The organism is Streptomyces sp. AMJ-169 (genome assembly GCF_055597585.1).
On sequence record NZ_JBVLTJ010000007.1, the window covers coordinates 472,150 to 488,296 of the forward strand.

Below are 16,147 nucleotides of genomic sequence, written 5' to 3' on the forward strand. Positions count from 1 at the left end.
TTCGGACCGTAGCACGCGAGAGGAGGTCTACGTGAGCATCTTTGAAGACGGCAACACGGCCGCGCACAAATGGTGTTGGGGATCAGTCAGTCCCAGCCACCCACTTGGATGGGTCCCGCTCGTCGCCCACATGGTCACCGCCAGTTCCATGGTCATCGAGATGTGGGAGCAGCAAATACTTGATCCATTGCAGCGCGAAGAGATCGCGAACAGCCTTGGTGTGCAGGACGAACGAAGCGCATGCGCCATTGCGGCGTTCCTGGCCGGGGTGAGGCGTATCGGCGAGGCCTGCCCGGCCCGTATGGCCGCCTTCGGCTCGGACTCTCCTTCTTCTCCCGAGCTGATCCGGGTCCGCGCGGTGTGGCGGGAGCAGGCGTCGCGCGCGGGACTGCCGTTGCAGGGACCCGGAGCCCGGCCGCGTCACGCGCGTCCGGAACACGTCACAGCGGCTGTCCTGCCCCGGCTCATGGGCTGCGACTGTGCGGGCTACGTCGACGGCGAGCGGTGCCGGGCGCCGGGCCATCAAGGCCTCTACCTCGCGGCGTACGCGCTCAACGTCCACAGCGCGGACGCGCTGCACGCCGACACGGTCGCCAGGGCCTACCGGGCGACCGGCGGTCCGGCCTGGGACGCCGTCCGTGCGCGCTTGGTGGCCTCGGTCGCCGGTCACGTCGGCATCGACGTAGGCGGCCTGCCGCGGCTGATCCGACCGACAGCCGCCGCGCGCTTGGCGGTCTTCAGCAGCTTGGTGTCGCTGAGCCGACGCCATTCCGCGAGGAACCCGTCGTACGACCTCGCGTCGCCCTATGACACGGACGAGGCGCTGTCGAATCGCGCACGCCTGCACGCGCATGAGGTGGTCGCGCGCATGCGCCGTACCAGCTGATCGAACATCCCCGCGCTGCGGGGCCGACGCCGTCACCGCTCCGTCTTAGCGTCCTCCATGTGGTCCATCCCCGCGCTGCGGAGCCGCTCAGCGCATCATAGGAGTCCGGCTCCTGGTCTGCCCCCGGCCGTCACGCATCACCCTGCTCCGCTGTCACCGCCGCGATGCCCGCCTGTCCCCCGAACGCCATCCGGAGACCGGTCCCGTCCAGAACCGCCAAAGACGTGAGCGACACCCCCGTGACCAGCCGCCGAAGCTCCTCCCCCGTCCCTGGGTTCCACAGCCGTACGGTCGTGTCCAGACCCCCCGCGCTCGCGATCAGCGGGCCGAGCGACGCCAGCGCTGAAACGGGACCGTCGTGCCGGGCGGACAAGAGCCTCGCTCCGGCATCCGGTCCCCACAGCCAGATGCTGCCCTCGGCTCCTCCGGCGGCCAAAGCCCATGGGCCATTTCCTCGGACGGCGGTCAGGGACATCACGGGGCCGGGCAACGTGAGCCGTTCCTCGGCCGATCCGCGCAGGGAGTCGTGGAGTGTCACGCCTTGGTCGGTGGCGACGGCGACAAGAGCGAGCGCCGGGAGAAAACACAGGGCGTGGACCGGCCCGGCGTCGTGGTGCCTGTACTGGGCGGTCATGCCGCCCTCCAGCAGATCGCAGTACGCCAGCCTGCCTCGGCCGGTTCCCACGGCCAGCACGGTGTGAGCGCCGGTCTCGAAAACGGTCAAAGCCGTCGCGCAGTCGTCGGACGACGTCAGCGAATCCACGAGCCGCCATCCATCGCCGTCCCAGCAGCCGACCGGACCGCCGGGAAGCCCTGCGACGACCGTGTCCGGACCGTACGTGGCAAGGGCCGTCACCGGGCCTCCCAGCCCCCTGCGGGGAAGACCGACCGACCGCAGGAATCCACCCGTGCCGGCCGAGTGCACGAGCAGGTTCCGGTCGGGGCCGACCGTGACCAGCCGCCCCGGCAGCGCTGCGAGGAACGTCCCGTCGAGCGGGGTGGAGCGCTGCGAACGGCGTTGCCACAGACCGGAGTTCCACACCCGCACGGTCCGGTCCCTGGAGCCCGAGACCAGGACCGGCCCGACCGCCACGAGCCCGGTCACCTCGTCGGTGTGATCCGCCGGGAACCACGCCCGTTCCTCGCCGGTCTCCGGGTCCCACAGCCGTACGACGCCGTCCTCGGCCGTCGCCAGCAGTACGCCGAGGTCCGGGTGCCGGTAGCCGGTCATCGTCTCCGCGGACCGCCGGATCATGCTGTCCCGGTGTTCCTCGCCGGTCCGAGCCGACCAGAGACGGATCGTGTCCGGAGACCGGGTGGCCACGGCAAGAACAGGGGTGCCGTCCCGGCCCTCGAAGAGAGCGAGAGCCGAGATACGGCCGCCGACCGCCTTCGTGAACGAAGTCCCGTCACCGACACGGACCGAGGTCCCGTCGTGCGCGGCCAGGACTCCGTCCAGAGCCACCAGGCCGGTCACCGGACCCCGCAGGACCTCACGTCGGACGTCGCTCCGGACGTCGTACGAGAAGAGGGCGGTGTCCGTGCCGATCACCAGCTCCGTCGAACTGCCCCGCGAAACAATGCCGTTGACCCTCCCGTCGATCCGCAGCCGCTTCTTCTGCCCGGTCAAGGGGTCGCACAGCCACGCGCCTTCGTCACAGCCGACCGCGAGCAGCGGGCGGGGGCCGGGTACGACGGCCAAGGCACGCGCCGAAGGGCCGTAGCCCTCGATGGGCTGCCCTACCGGGGTGACGGTGGCCGGATCCCAGACGCGGAGGGTGCCGTCGGCGCCGCCCGCGGCGATCAGAGAGGTGAAGGCGGTCAGAGAGAGGAGGTCGGTGTCCGTCTGGGCCAGGACGTTGTCCGGGGCGTGGAGGGATTTCCAGAGCGGGGTGAAGTGGCGGCCCGGCTTTCCGAGGGCGAAGTCCAGGCTTTCGGCCCGGGCGGTCGGCGAGGCGTCGGCGAGGAAAGGCTCGATGCCGGCCCAGGCGGACAGGCGCACGGTGTCGTCGGTGCGTTCCGCCAGGAGGCCGAGTGCGCCGCGTACGTTGCCGCTCGTCTCGTGGCGAAGGAACTCGCCGGTGATCGTCTTGTCGTCCAACACACCGCCCGCTGCCGCGTGTTGGACCAAGTGGCGGCGGAAGTAGGCGTGCGGTGGGCCGGCTTGGTCCGCCACGAGGGCGCTGAAGGCCGCCGCCAGGCTTCGTTCGGCTTCACGCGGTGTCCTGGGAGCAGCGGCGGGCAGGTCACCGGGGAGAAGCGTCTCCGGGGCGTCGCGCAGGAACTCGGCCAGACGTTCATGGTTGACGCGGTAGAGGTACCTGTCGTCCTCCACGTTCTTGGCCAGATGGCCTCCGAGGCTGCTTCCGCGCACCTGCGGGATCATCGCCTCCGCGAACTCCGGCTGCCCGCCCAGGGCGCGTATCGCACACGGCCAGATGTTCTCCCAGGGGAGTCCTGCGCCCCGGGCGAAGGCGACGGCCCGCAGGACCAGCAGCAGGTCGTCCGCCGGGTGCCCCGCGTTGCGTGCCACTCGTGCGATGTCGCGGCGCAGCAGCCCGGCAGTGCCCTCGGCGAGGGTACGGCGCCACGTCTCGTCCCGCGGGTCCGGCAGCCTGCCCTCGGCCAGGAGTTCCGTCACGGCGAGGCGGGCGTTCAGGAAGGACGGGGCCACTTCCTCCGCGATCGCCGCCGCGAGTTCCCTGAAGTCGGTGAAATCGTCGAAGAGGGTGCGCAGGAGTCGCGCCGCGTAGGCCTCGACGTCCTCCAGGGTGCCGGTGCTGTCCGTGCGCAGCAGTTCGCTGGTCTGCGGCATCTGTGTCAGCTGGTCCAGCAGATCCGGGGCCGGCTCCCTCGGCCAGGCCGATGTGTCTCCCCCGCCCCGGCCGGGGCGGGTGCTGCGCGCTCCCAGCAACAGCCGTACGGCGAGCCGACCGTCGGCGGTCCGCTGCTCGGCCAGCGCCCGGACAAAGACGACCGTCCTGGTCGGGTCCTTCGACTCGTCGATGCCGTCGATGACGATCGTCGTAGGGCGGTTGCCGCGCAATGTCCTTACGTGGGCGAGGAGTTGATCGGACGCCGTGATGCCGCCCCTGGTGACGGGGACTCTTTTCGTGAGCAACTGGTAGAGCATGGCGGCCAGTTCCTCGGCCTCGGCGTTGCGGGCCAGTACCGCGACGTCCACAGCGCCTGCGGGGACGCTCGTCTCCGGCGGCATGCTCTCGACGATGTCCGAGTACTCGCGCCGGAACTTCGGATCGCTGAGGGTGACCGTCCGGGCCAGCAGCGCGGACTTTCCTGAACCTGCCGCTCCGGTGATGACAAGGACACCGACGCCGTTCAGGAGGAACTCGGTGATGCGGCGGACGTGGGCGGTGCGACCGGTGAAGTGCCAGCCGGGTACGTCCACGAAAGGGCGGCCCGAGGCCTGGTTCAGCCAGTGTGCGGCCATGTCCTCGGCGGACCAGGCGACTGCGCTGCGGGTGCCGCCCACGAGAAGGGGACGGCAGGCGGGGTTGGGGATGCAGGGACTGGGCTGCTGTAGGTCCTGTTTCGAGAAGGTCCCTTCCTTCGGCCAGACGACGTGCGCGTCAGGGTCGACTCCCTTGACGCACACGGATGCCATCACCGCATAGAAGCCCTGGACACTCAGCCAAGGACCCGACCGCTCCCACTGCTCCTTCCTGAAATGGGCGACCGTCTTCTCCAGGAGGCGTGAGAAGCCTCTCGGCCGTGGTGTGCCGTCTTCGTCTCCGGAGGTGATGACGACGAGGGACGACATCGTGCGCCGGGTCTCGTCGAGAGCCTTCAGGCGCCTGAGCAACTCCTGGCGCAGGATGCCCGAATGGCAGGAGTCCACCATGATCAGGACATGCTCGGCACCGGAGTCCAGCACGGGGATGATCGCTCTGGAGGTCTGGAAGGCGGTGGTCAGCAGCTTCTTGTCGTCGGTGTCCGGCAGCAGCAGGAAGTGCTCGTCCGTCCCGGGGTTGATTCCGTGGCCGGTGATATAGACAACCACTACCTGTCTATGGCTGGCCTTCTCCAGCTCCTGGGCACGCAGGAAGTCCTCGAAGTCGTGGACGTTGCAGAGCTTGCCGGGTTCCACGACCTGGAAGCGTCGCTCCCCCAGCCGGTTTCCGGCCCACAGGCGTCGGACTACGGCCACTTGTGCCTTGATGCTCGCCGCGAAGGCGGCATCCTCGTAGTCGGAGACGGCCAGGATGATCAGCTGGCAGTCCCATGCTCGGGCATCACCTCTCACCCGCACTCCCCTGCCACTGCCCCGGCCTCCAAGTACCGCACCACGGCATGCGGATCCACCCACCCGTTGTCGACCTCCTCGTCGACAACCCCCGCAGCCACCTTCTCCAGCCCCGTCCCCCCGGTGACGAGATCCCCGGGGTCAAAGGCGTTCACCCACCTCACCCCGGGCAGCGCCAACGCCTCCTGGTCCCGGACTCCCAGCCCCCGCCGTACCGCGGCGATGCTCAACGGCGACCCGCACGTCACCAGTGTCCGCACCCCGCTCACCTCCCCGCGCCGCAGCAGGTCGTACGCGATCACACTGCCGAGGGAATGTCCGAGCACGATCTCGACCCCCGCCGCCCTGAAGCTTCGGGCGACGAACTCCCGCACGCGACTGGCGAGTTCAGGACGGTGCAGATAGAGGCGCACCTCCCGCATGAAGCCTACGAAAAGCTTGCCCCCGCCCCGGGGGAAGCGCACGTCGTATGCCTGCACCAGCCTGTTCACGGAAGCCGGCCAGAGCTGCGGCAGGCCCAGCGTTCCCGTACCCAACTCATCGACGAGTGCCAGGTCTTCCCGCCGTACGACGTCCTCCAGGGCGACGGTGACGAAGTCCGCCTCCTCATCGCTCAAAGGGGTCTCGGGGCCGGACGGGTCGGCCGGCGGGCCGAGATGCTCCGCTCCTCGCGCCAACAGCGAGGTCCAGTGCGGAAGTTCCAGGGTTCCTTCAGGCAGACAAGGCCGGCGCAGATCGGTCAGGCCCTGGTTGAGCGCGCCGGACCACTCCCTCGTCAGCCGCTGCTGGGAGGTCCCGCCCTGCCGGATCCCATGCACCCCACCGACCCGCACCGCCCGCCCCCTTACCCCTCACCTCCGCTGAGCGGCAAGCCGCACCGGAGCATTGGCCGCACCATATCCCCCGTAACCACCACTTCGCTGGACGAACTCGAAGAAGACCTGGCCGACGGTCCGGGTGTAGCAGTGCCGGAACTCCCCGCCCCGCTCGTCCCGGTCGTAGAGGATTCCGAGTTCCCGGTAGGACTCCAACTCCCCTTCCTCGAACTCGAATCGGGCGGCGAGGTCGTCGTAGTAGTTGCCGGGGACTTGGAGCAACGGGGCTCCGGAGGCGCGGAATTGGCGGACTGTTGTCACCAAGTCGGCTACGGCGACGGCGATGTGGCGGGCGCGGCTGTCCACCTCGGGGGTGGGGGCGAGGTTCAGGACGAGGTGGGGGCCTGAGGGGGAGGCGGAGAGGGCGCGGCTGCGGAACAGGCCGTAGGGGTCGGCGAGTTCGACGGTGTCGTGGGGGCTGAGGCCCAGGATCGCGCGGTGGAACAGGACCGCTTCGTCGAAGTGGTGCCAGGGTTGGGTGAGGGCGAGGTGGTCCAGGTGGCCGTCGGTCCCGCTCGTCCCGGCAGCAATGACGTCGTCCGTGCCGCTCGCCCCGGTGGAGACTTCGTCGTCCGTCCCGCTCACCCCGGTGAAGACGAAGTCGTCCGTCCAACTCGCCAGCCCCGCACGGCGGGTGGCGCAGAACAGGACCTCTGTTCCGTCGGGGGCCGCGATCGACTCCAGGGGGACGTCGTCGGGTGTGTGCCGTTTCGGGAGGGTCGGTGCGAGCAGGGCTTCCGCGCGGCGGGCGGAGGCGGCGGGGGACGCGGACTCCAGGCCGAGGGCCGCGAGGGTCGTACTGGTGCGCCGGGTCGCGGTGTTGAGGACGACGCGGGCCTCGCCGCGTTCCCAGAGGTCGACCGGCTTGGTGCGGTGGCGGGCGGTTCTGGTGAAGCCGATCGCGGTGAGGAGGTTCTCGGCGGGCTGGGGGTCGCTCGTCGCGAGTTCCGCGAACGCCACGCCGGAGGGGATGACCGGGGGCGGCAACTCCGAGGCGCCGGCGGCCTCTTCGAGGGCCAGCAGGGAGCGCAGGCCGTCGAGGGCGGTGCGGCCGGCATCGGCCTGGCGGAAGACGTCGTTGAAGACTTCCAGGGAGAGGGGGCCGGTGTAGCCGGTGGCGAGGACGTGGCGGAGCAGGCCGGTCACGTCGAAACCGCCCTGGCCGGGGAAGCAGCGGTAGTGGCGGCTCCATTGGAGGACGTCCATCGCCATCAGGGGGGCGTCGGCGAGCTGGAGGAAGAAGATCTTCTCGCCGGGGATGTCCTCGATGCCCTTGGGGTCGGAGCCCCGGGAGAGGATGTGGAAGCTGTCGAGGCAGGTGCCGAGGGCGGGGTGGCCGGCGTCCTTCACGATCTGCCAGGCGTGGTCGTAGGTGTTCACGTGGCGGCCCCAGGCCAGCGCCTCGTACGCCACCTTGATGCCGGACTCCTGTGCGGCGGCGGCGAGTTGAGCCAGCTGGGCCGCTGCCAGCGCGTCGTCGTCCACTGCTTCCGGGGAGACGTTGGAGCAGACCAGGACCGTGTCGGCGCCCAGGCGGCGCATCAGGTCGAACTTGTGGCGGGCGCGGCGGAGGTTGCGGGTGAAGGTCTCCCCGGGGACCGCCTCGATGTCCCGCATCGGCTGGTAGAGGTCGATGGTGAGGCCCAAGTCCCTTGTGCGGGCGGCGATTTCCTCGGGGGTGAGGGGGCTGGCCAGGAGGTCGTTCTCGAAGATCTCGACGCCGTCGTAGCCGGCGCGGGCCGCCGCGGCGAGTTTCTCGGTGAGGGTGCCGCTGAGGCAGACGGTGGCGATGGACTTACGCATGGCCGCTCCCGATACCTATCCAGGTCTTGCCGGCCCGTGCGGCGGCGCCCGCGAACGCCTCCTGGGCCTCGGTCAGTTGGAAACACGCCTCGATGACCCGGCCGGGGCGGGCGGCGGGGAGTTCGGCCACCGCCGTCGCGAAGTCGCCGGGGTGGTCGTAGATCATCGAGCCGCGCAGGGTCAGCTGGCGGCGCACCACGTCGTCCGTGGTGAGCGGCAGCGGCGCGGAGTTGAGGCCGATCAGGGTCACCGTCGCGCCGGCCGCCGCCCGGCGCAGCGCCGGGGCCAGCGCCGCCGGGTGTCCCGACGTCTCGAAGACGTGCGTGAATCCGCTCCGGCCGTCGTCCTCGGCCGCCCCGAGCCCCAACGCCCTTTCCAGGCGCGGGAGATGCGGCTCTGTGACGACGGGTGTGATGCCCGCGCGGACCAGGATCAGACACAGCAGCAGACCTTGCGCGCCCGCCCCGACCACGAGGCAGGGGTCCCCGGGCCGCACCCCACTGCGCCGGACGGCCGCCCGGGCGACGGCGTACGGCTCGGCGCAGGCGAGGTCGGCGGCGGTCAGCTCACCGGGGTGCGCGGCTTGCGCGTCAGCCGCGCTCAGTCCGCCGCGCCCCACAGCTCCCGCGCCGGCCGTACGAGAATCTCCGGCCCCGCCGATCCGGCCGTCGCGCTGCGGCTCGGGGTGCCCGATCCGCCGCGGCTCGCTGTCGGCGCCCTCGGCTCCGATCCCGGCGGCCCCCGCCGCCCCCACCGGATGCGCGAACCCCGCCGGCACCCCCACCCGCTCCGCCAGGACCCCCACCGAGTTCAACCCCACGATCACCCGGTGCGCGCACGCCGATGTGAGTCCGGTCAGGCAGTCCACGCACTTCAGGCATGCGTAGTTCGGTTCGATCACCACCCGTTGGCCCACCTGCCGGTCCGTGACGTCCGCGCCGACGGCCACCACGCGTCCGAACCCCTCGTGCCCCATCACCCACGGCAGCGCGGGCACCGTCCGGCGGCCGTGGAAGACGGCGAGGTCGGTCCCGCACAGCCCCACCCCCTCCACGGCCACGACGACATCGCCGGGTCCGCACTCGGGCTCGGGCCAGTCGGTGACGATCTCGACGCGTTCCGGCGCCGTGAGGACTGCTGCTTTCACCGGGACTCCCAGTCGACCACTAGACGGTTCTACTGTTCCGCTGTGCGGTCAGCTTAGACGGTCGCCGCCTCGTCCGTCACGGTCTCCTTCCGGACGGCCTCCGCCCCGCCCTCCCCGGTGCCCCGCAGCCGCAGCGCGACCAGGAACGACACGAAGCACCCGGCCGCCACATACCCCGCCACCAGCGACCAGCCCCCGTCCGCCCAGATCACCAGCGAACTCGCGATGAGCGGGGTGAAACCGCCGCCCACCGCGCTGGCCAGCTGATAGCCGACCCCGGCCCCGCTGTAGCGGTACTCGGGACCGAACATGTCGGTGAACAGGGACTGCTGCACCGAGACGGCCATGTCGTGCGCGACGTTCACCAGGAGGACCGCGAAAACCACGATGAGGACCAGCGACCCGGACTCCATCGCCCAGAAGTACGGCACCGCCCCCGCCGCCCCGATCAGCCCGCCCGCGCAGTAGATCCGGCGCCGCCCGTAGCGGTCGGCGAGATAGGCGAACGCCGGGATGGTGAGCACCGCGAGCCCGCCGACCGCGAGGTTGACGTTGAGCAGGTCGTCGCGGTCCAGGCCGAGTTCATCGGTGCCGTAGGACAGGCCGAAGGTCGTCACGCCGTAGAAGGTGAACAGTTCGACGAAGCGCAGGCCGATGATGGCGAAGAAGCCGGCCGGGTTGGAGCGGACGGCGGCGATCAGCGGGACGCGCGGGCGTTCGGTGTCGGCCAGGCCGGCGACCTTCTCGGTGAACTCGGCCGACTCCTCGACCTTGGCCCGGATGACGAGGCCGACGACCACGAGCAGCGCGCTGAGCAGGAACGGCACCCGCCAGCCCCAGGCGCGGAAGGCGGCGTCGGACGTCGTACCGGACATCACCTTGGTGATCAGTGTGGCGAGCAACAGGCCGAAGGACGCGCCGACTTGGACGCCGCTGCTGTACAGCGAGCGCCATTTGCGCGGCGCGTTCTCGACGGCCATCAGCGCGGCCCCGCCCCACTCGCCGCCGACAGCGAACCCTTGCGTGGCGCGCAGGATAACGAGCAGCACCGGCGCCCAGATCCCGGCCTGCGCGTACGTCGGCAGGACGCCGATCAAGGTGCTGGCCACGCCCATGATCAGCATGGTCAGGACCAGCATCCTCTTGCGGCCGAGGCGGTCGCCGAAGTGGCCGAAGACGATCCCGCCGAGCGGGCGGAAGAGGAAGCCGACGCCGAAGGTGGCCCAGGCGGCGAGGGTGCCGACGGCCGGGGAGGCGCCGGGGAAGAAGAGGTCGCCGAAGAGGAGGCCCGCGACGATGCCGTAGAGGAAGAAGTCGTACCAGTCGACCACGGCTCCCATGAAGCTCGCCAGGGCGGCGCGTTTCGCGAGGGCGCTGTTGCTGCTCATCTCTCACACACTCCGTCGGATGCGATGTCGTCCCAAGAGTGGTCCACTCCTCGGAACTTCTGGACCGGCAAGCGGCACCCTAAGGCGGGGGTTACGGGAGCTACAAGAGTTGCGTCGAGATTTCCGCGGCATTGCCGTATACCTGGTCCACAGTGCGGTCTACGGTCGGCGGGACAGCACGGCACCGGGACGGCACGGCACGAGAGGCGGGCGGATGAGCGAGGCGGAAGAGACGGCACCGGAAGGGCACTCCCCCGGCGTGCGCAGTGTGCGCAGGGCCGTCGACATCCTCAATCTGCTGAGCGAGGAGCGGCCGGTGGTCAGTCTGCGGGAGATCACCGAGGCGACCGGGCTCGCCAAGACGACCGCGCTGCGGCTGGTGCAGACCCTGGAGGAAAGTGGACTTCTCGGTCCGCATCCGTCCGGCTACACGGCCGGTCCCGCGCTGTGGCGGTGGGCGTATCTCGCGCGCAGCCAGTGGGAGGTGCCGCAGGACACCCGCAAGGTGATGCGGGAGCTGGCCGACCGGCTCGGTGAGACCGCCAACCTCTTCGTCGCCCGGGGCGTCAGCCGTATCTGCGTCGCCCACGAGGACAGCCCGCACCCGCTGCGGCACGTCCTGGACGTCGGCGACGAGCAGCCCCTGTGGGCCGGCGCCTCCTCGAAGGTCCTGCTGCGCGACGCCCCGGAGTCCTTCCTGCGCCGGGTCGCCGCCTCTTCCCCGCAGGGCGAGGAGCTCACCGTCCGGCTGCGCGCCTGGGCGGCGGAGGCCGCCATGCGCGGATACGCCGTCAGCAGCAGCGAGTTCGACGAGGGGCTCAGCGCCGTCGCCGTACCCGTCACCGGTCGCGGCGGGCGCGTCGTCGCCTCGCTGTCGGTGAGCGGTCCGAGCCACCGCTTCCCCTACGAGGCCATCGAGCGCTTCGCCGTCGAACTCACCGAAGGCGCCCGCCTGATCAGCGCCCAGGGCTTCACCCACCCGCTGGGCAGCAGCGTCTGACTCCGTACGAGCCCACCTTGGAAGAAAGTTGCTGTAACTGACCAGTTCCGGTCAGTATTCGCAATCATTTGTCGCTGCTTCTGCGAGATCATGGCCGGGTCCGCCCCACGGAAAGGCCTTCCCCTTGCACCCCGGCAGCTACTACGAGCGCATCGACGACCACCGCTTCAAGCCCACCCCGCACGCGCAGGGCGCCTGGGCGCTGGACGAGCAGCACTTCAGCCCGGTCGGCGGGCTGATCGTGCACGCCATGGACCGCCATCTCGCCGGCCGCCAGGGCCTGTTGCTCTCCCGGATCAGCTTCGACATCCTCGGCCGGATCGCGCTGGACGAGTGCGAGGTCACGGTGGAGACCGTCCGCCCGGGCCGCACCATCGAGCTGGTCGAGGCCGTCGTACGGATCTCGGACCGGCCGGTGGTCCGGGCGCGCGCCTGGCTGCTGGCGGCGCTCGACACCTCGGCGGTGGCGGGCGGCAGCCCGGAGCGGCTGCCGGCGCCGGGGTCGCTCGCGCCCTGGGCGATGAGCGAGCTGTGGCCCGGCGGCTACATCAGCTCGGTCGAGATCCGCCCGGTCGCCCCGCCCGCGCCGGGGCGTACGGCCGCCTGGGTGACGACGCCGCTCGCTCTGGTCGCCGGCGAGGCGAGCAGCCCGCTGGCGTCCTTCGTCGCGCTCGTCGACACCGCGAACGGCATCGCCGTGCGGAAGCCGCCGACCGAGTGGATGTTCCCGAACGTCGACCTCACGGTCCATCTGTACCGCCAGCCCGTGGGCGACTGGACCGGGCTCGACACGACGGTCGCTTTCGGACCGACGGGGCAGGGACTGACCAGCACGGTCCTGCATGACGTCGAGGGGCCGGTGGGGCGGGCGGAGCAGATTCTGACGGTGCGGCCGTTGGGTGGCTGAGTTGAAGTTGCAGGGGCTGAGGTGGACTGACAGCGGCTGACTCGACAACGGGCCCCGCCGGGGCGGAAGTTCCCGGCGGGGCCGTTGTCATTCGTGTGGGTTACACGTCGTGGAACCCAAGAGCGTCCGAAGGCTACGCGTCCGTCTCCGGCCGCCCCTCCTGCGCCCACTGCGTGTGGAACATCCCCTCACGATCCACCCGCGCATAAGTGTGCGCCCCGAAGAAGTCCCGCTGCCCCTGCAACAACGCCGCAGGCAACCGCTCCGCCCGCAGCGTGTCGTAATGCGACAGCGCCGCCGAGAACGCCGGCACCGGGATCCCCCGCCGCGCCGCCGTCGCCACGATCTCCCGCCACGGCACCTGCGCGTCCGCGATCTCCGCCGCGAACTCCTTCTCCGTCAGCAGACTCACCAACGCCGGATCCTGCACGTACGCCGCGCGGATCCGGTCCAGGAACGACGCCCGGATGATGCACCCACCCCGCCAGATCCGCGCCACCGCCGCCAAGTCGATCGCCCACCCGTACTCCTGGGCCGCATCCTGGATCATCGACCACCCCTGGTCGTACGCGATCACCTTCGACGCATACAACGCGTGCTCCACCTGCGACGCGAACCGCGCGGCCTCCGTCCGCGACAACGGCGGCGTCGTCCCGCCCGGCAGCCCCCGGTACGCCGCCCGCAACGCCACCTGCCCCGACGCCGCCCGCGCGAACGTCGCCTGCGCGATCGCCGTCACCGGAGACGCCAGATCCAACGCCGTCTGAACCGTCCAACGGCCCGTCCCCTTCTGACCCGCCCGGTCCACCACCACATCCACGAACGGGCCACCCGTAAGGGCATCCACATGACCGAGAACCTGGGCCGTGATCTCGATCAAATACGATCCCAGACGGCCCTGATTCCACTCCCCGAAGATCCCCGCGATCTCCTGCGGCGAGTACCCCGCCACCTGCCGCAACAGGTCGTACGCCTCCGCGATCAACTGCATGTCCGCGTACTCGATGCCGTTGTGCACCATCTTCACGAAGTGCCCCGCACCATCCGCACCGATGTGCGTCGCACACGGCTCACCGTCCACCTTCGCACTGATCGCCTCGAACATCGGCCCCAGCACCGCGTACGACTCCGGCGAACCACCCGGCATGATCGACGGCCCGTGCAGCGCACCCTCCTCACCACCCGACACCCCGACACCCACGAAATGAATGCCCTGCTCACGCAACGCGGCCTCCCGCCGCCGCGTGTCCGCGAAATGCGCGTTGCCCCCGTCGATGATCATGTCGCCCGGCTCCAGCAGCGGCGCGAACTCCTCGATCACCGCGTCCGTCGGACCGCCCGCCTGCACCATCAGCATCAGCCGACGGGGCCGCTCCAGCGCCGCCACGAACTCCTCCGCCGACTCCGCCGGGACGAAAGCACCCTCGTCCCCGAACTCCTCCATCAGCGCACGCGTCCTGCCCGCGCTGCGGTTGTGAACGGCGACCGTATAACCATGCCGCGCGAAGTTGCGCGCCAGGTTGCGGCCCATGACTCCCAGGCCGGTGACGCCGATCGATGCGGATGCGCTCATATCGCTGTACCTGTTCCTGTCGTTGTTGACGTCCTTGGGGGCGTAAACCCTGCCACCGACCTGATCTATGCCCCATGACCCAATATTCGATAATCAGCCGGTCCGATCAAATGCCACTCGCGTGCTGGTCGCACCCGCACACCCCCTCTCCCCCCACCCCTCCACCGGGGCGCGCATATCACCCTTTAACCAGCTATCCACGCCGGTGAATTTATCTATCCCCTTTCGTACCTTCGGTGCTACGAGTCACAGAACCGACTCCACGAAGGGAGCACCCCATGCACCGCACCCTCATCCACGGCATGGTCCTGCGCGCCAAGGTCACGCACAGCGCGCCCGCCCGGGTCGAGGCCGTGAGCCTGGACCAGGACCTGATGGCGGCGGCCGATCTGCGCGCGGGAGAGCGGGTCGTGCTGTCGAACGTCAGCCGGGGCGTCCAGGCCGAGACGTACGTCCTGCCCGCCGCGCCCGGCAGCGGCACCCTCGCGGTCAGCGGCGCCGCCTCGCACTGCGCGGCGGCCGGCGATCTGGTCGTGCTGACCAGTTACGGCAGCGTCGGCCCCGATCAACTCGGCACGCACACCCCGTACATCGTGCACGTCGACGCCGGGAACCGGATCGTCGGCGTCGGCGGGGCCCCGGAGAAGGAGGCGGCCGAATCGTTCGTCCCGTTGCCCCGACTGGCACCTCCCTGGTCCCTGCACGTCGCCGGCACCGCGCCCGGGGACGTCGGGGACCTGGCCCGCTGGATGAACTCCCCGCACATCGCGCCCGCCTGGGGCCGCGCCTGGCCGCCGCAGGTGTGGCAGGCGGAGTTGGACCGCCAGGTGGTCAGCGGGACCTCGTGGCCGTGCCTGGTGTCGTACGAGGGGCGGACGTTCGGCTATGCCGAGATCTACGACGTGGCGGCGGACCCCCTCGGCGGGTACTACGACGTGCGCGCGGGCGACGTCGGGGTGCATGTCGCGCTGGTCAATCCGCTGAGCCGGGGGCACGGGCTCGGGGCCGACCTGCTGCGGACGGTGTCGGACGCGATCCTGCGCGCGCACCCGGAGCGCCGGGTCGTCGCCGAACCCGACGCCACCGACCTCCAGGCGGTCCACGCGTTCCGCAAGGCGGGCTTCGGCGTCCTCGCCGAACTCACCCTGCCCGGCAAGACGGCCGCGCTGCTGGCCAAGGAGAAACCGGGTGTCTGACCTCGCCGACGCGACCGGAAAGGACCGGAGCGTGCCGTACCCCCCGCTGCTGGCTCGGGAGGGCCCGTCTCACATGAACTGCGCGACGTACTCGGCGAACGGCGGGATCCCGGCCGCCACCCGCCGCTCGTCCATCCGCTCCGGTTCGACACAGGGCCAGGGCACCGGCGAGCCGTCCTTCACCCCGGCGATCTGAGTCCCGTACACCTGCTCCCGCCCCTCGTTGACGAGCACCCGGTCCCGTAGGAAGGCCACCTCGCGGGGCGGGCAGCCGGCGGCCTCCATGAGCTGCGACGCCCGGCGCTGGACGTGCAGTTGGCGGTCGGCGTGCTGGGCGACGAGTCAGGCGGCGGTGGCGGCCTCGGGGCCGACGAGGCCGGGGTGCGGCCAGCCGAACTCGTCCATGATCGCGTCGAGCCGGTCCCCGTGCAGCGCGGTGAGCCGCCGCCAGGCCAACTGGTCCGCCGGGTCCTCACTGTTGCCGAGCGGCGAGGTCTCGCGATCGGCCGCGGCCATCGCCGTGAGCTCCGCCGGCAGTGCGGAGACGTCCGGTGTCACTCTCAACTCCCTTGAGAAATAATGGATTTACCGCCGCCGCCACGGCAACGTCCCCTCGTCGTCCGCGTCCATCCTCCGCAGCGCCCCGTTGATCGCCTCGCCGATCTCCGCGAACTGGGTGACCTGTTCGGGGGTGAGCGCGTCGAAGATGGCCTGGCGGACCGCTTCGACGTGGCCGGGGGCGGATTCTTCCAGGAGGGTCATGCCCTGGGGGGTGAGGACGGCGAGCTGGTTGCGGCGGTTGTCGGGGCACTCGCGGCGTTCGACGTAGCCGGAGTCCTGGAGGCGGCTGACCGCGTGGGTGAGGCGGCTGCGGGTGATGCGCAGACCTTCTGCCAGCTCAGACATGGTGAGGGTGTGGCCAGGGGCGGCGGAGAGGAACGCGAGCAGGGTGTAGTCGGCGTGCGCCAGGCCCGCGTCCCGCCGGAGCTGGCGGTTGAGGTGGTCGGCGAGGTGGGTGGAGAACTTGACGTAGGCGAGCCACGCCCGTCGCTCCTCGGGGTCCAGCCAGCGCGGCGTCGCAGTCATGCGCTCCACTTTAACCTCGCTT

Annotated in this window: 11 protein-coding genes and 1 pseudogene; 4 read left to right on the forward strand and 8 right to left on the reverse strand. The window is 70.5% G+C overall.

What is annotated here, in order from left to right; genetic code table 11:
* The first annotated feature begins 31 nt into the window (after positions 1-31).
* Positions 32-886, forward strand: coding sequence for an HD domain-containing protein (locus tag ACYUD3_RS20500; protein WP_470971880.1), 855 nt, complete (start codon positions 32-34; stop codon positions 884-886).
* A gap of 130 nt (positions 887-1,016) precedes the next feature.
* On the opposite strand, the gene ACYUD3_RS20505 is transcribed toward ACYUD3_RS20500, so the two are convergent.
* From ACYUD3_RS20505 to shiA, 5 genes are read right to left on the reverse strand one after another with little or no spacing between them, the layout of a single operon-like run.
* Positions 1,017-5,150, reverse strand: a complete 4,134-nt coding sequence (locus ACYUD3_RS20505; protein WP_470971881.1) for a hypothetical protein — start codon at positions 5,148-5,150, stop codon at positions 1,017-1,019.
* Positions 5,147-5,983 carry an alpha/beta hydrolase family protein gene (locus ACYUD3_RS20510; RefSeq protein ID WP_470971883.1) on the reverse strand — a complete coding sequence of 279 codons (837 nt, stop codon included), beginning with the start codon at positions 5,981-5,983 and terminating at the stop codon, positions 5,147-5,149. Before ACYUD3_RS20510 ends, ACYUD3_RS20505 begins: the two co-directional genes overlap by 4 nt.
* 18 nt (positions 5,984-6,001) lie before the next feature.
* Entirely contained in the window at positions 6,002-7,828 is a 1,827-nt protein-coding gene (locus ACYUD3_RS20515) for a TIM barrel protein (RefSeq protein ID WP_470971885.1), read from the reverse strand.
* Entirely contained in the window at positions 7,821-8,975 is a 1,155-nt protein-coding gene (locus ACYUD3_RS20520; RefSeq protein ID WP_470971886.1) for a zinc-dependent alcohol dehydrogenase, read from the reverse strand. Before ACYUD3_RS20520 ends, ACYUD3_RS20515 begins: the two co-directional genes overlap by 8 nt.
* Before the next feature lie 53 nt (positions 8,976-9,028).
* Positions 9,029-10,363, reverse strand: a complete 1,335-nt coding sequence (shiA, locus tag ACYUD3_RS20525) for a shikimate transporter (protein ID WP_470971887.1) — start codon at positions 10,361-10,363, stop codon at positions 9,029-9,031.
* A 214-nt stretch (positions 10,364-10,577) separates the two neighbouring features.
* On the opposite strand from shiA, the gene ACYUD3_RS20530 reads away from it, so the two are divergent.
* A complete protein-coding gene (locus ACYUD3_RS20530) occupies positions 10,578-11,363 on the forward strand; it encodes an IclR family transcriptional regulator (protein ID WP_470971889.1) in 786 nt (261 codons plus the stop codon).
* 124 nt (positions 11,364-11,487) lie between these two features.
* Complete coding sequence (locus tag ACYUD3_RS20535) at positions 11,488-12,270, forward strand: thioesterase family protein (protein WP_470971890.1); 783 nt, start codon at positions 11,488-11,490, stop codon at positions 12,268-12,270.
* A 133-nt stretch (positions 12,271-12,403) separates the two neighbouring features.
* On the opposite strand, the gene gndA is transcribed toward ACYUD3_RS20535, so the two are convergent.
* Complete coding sequence (gene gndA, locus ACYUD3_RS20540; RefSeq protein ID WP_470971892.1) at positions 12,404-13,843, reverse strand: NADP-dependent phosphogluconate dehydrogenase; 1,440 nt, start codon at positions 13,841-13,843, stop codon at positions 12,404-12,406.
* 278 nt (positions 13,844-14,121) lie between these two features.
* On the opposite strand from gndA, the gene ACYUD3_RS20545 reads away from it, so the two are divergent.
* Entirely contained in the window at positions 14,122-15,039 is a 918-nt protein-coding gene (locus ACYUD3_RS20545) for an aspartate 1-decarboxylase (protein WP_470971893.1), read from the forward strand.
* Between the two features lie 69 nt (positions 15,040-15,108).
* Here ACYUD3_RS20545 and ACYUD3_RS20550 read toward each other — a convergent pair.
* Together ACYUD3_RS20550 and ACYUD3_RS20555 are read right to left on the reverse strand one after the other, a co-directional pair.
* Positions 15,109-15,555, reverse strand: a pseudogene (locus ACYUD3_RS20550) (DUF6624 domain-containing protein).
* A 69-nt stretch (positions 15,556-15,624) separates the two neighbouring features.
* Entirely contained in the window at positions 15,625-16,125 is a 501-nt protein-coding gene (locus ACYUD3_RS20555) for a MarR family winged helix-turn-helix transcriptional regulator (RefSeq protein WP_470971895.1), read from the reverse strand.
* Positions 16,126-16,147 lie beyond the last annotated feature (22 nt).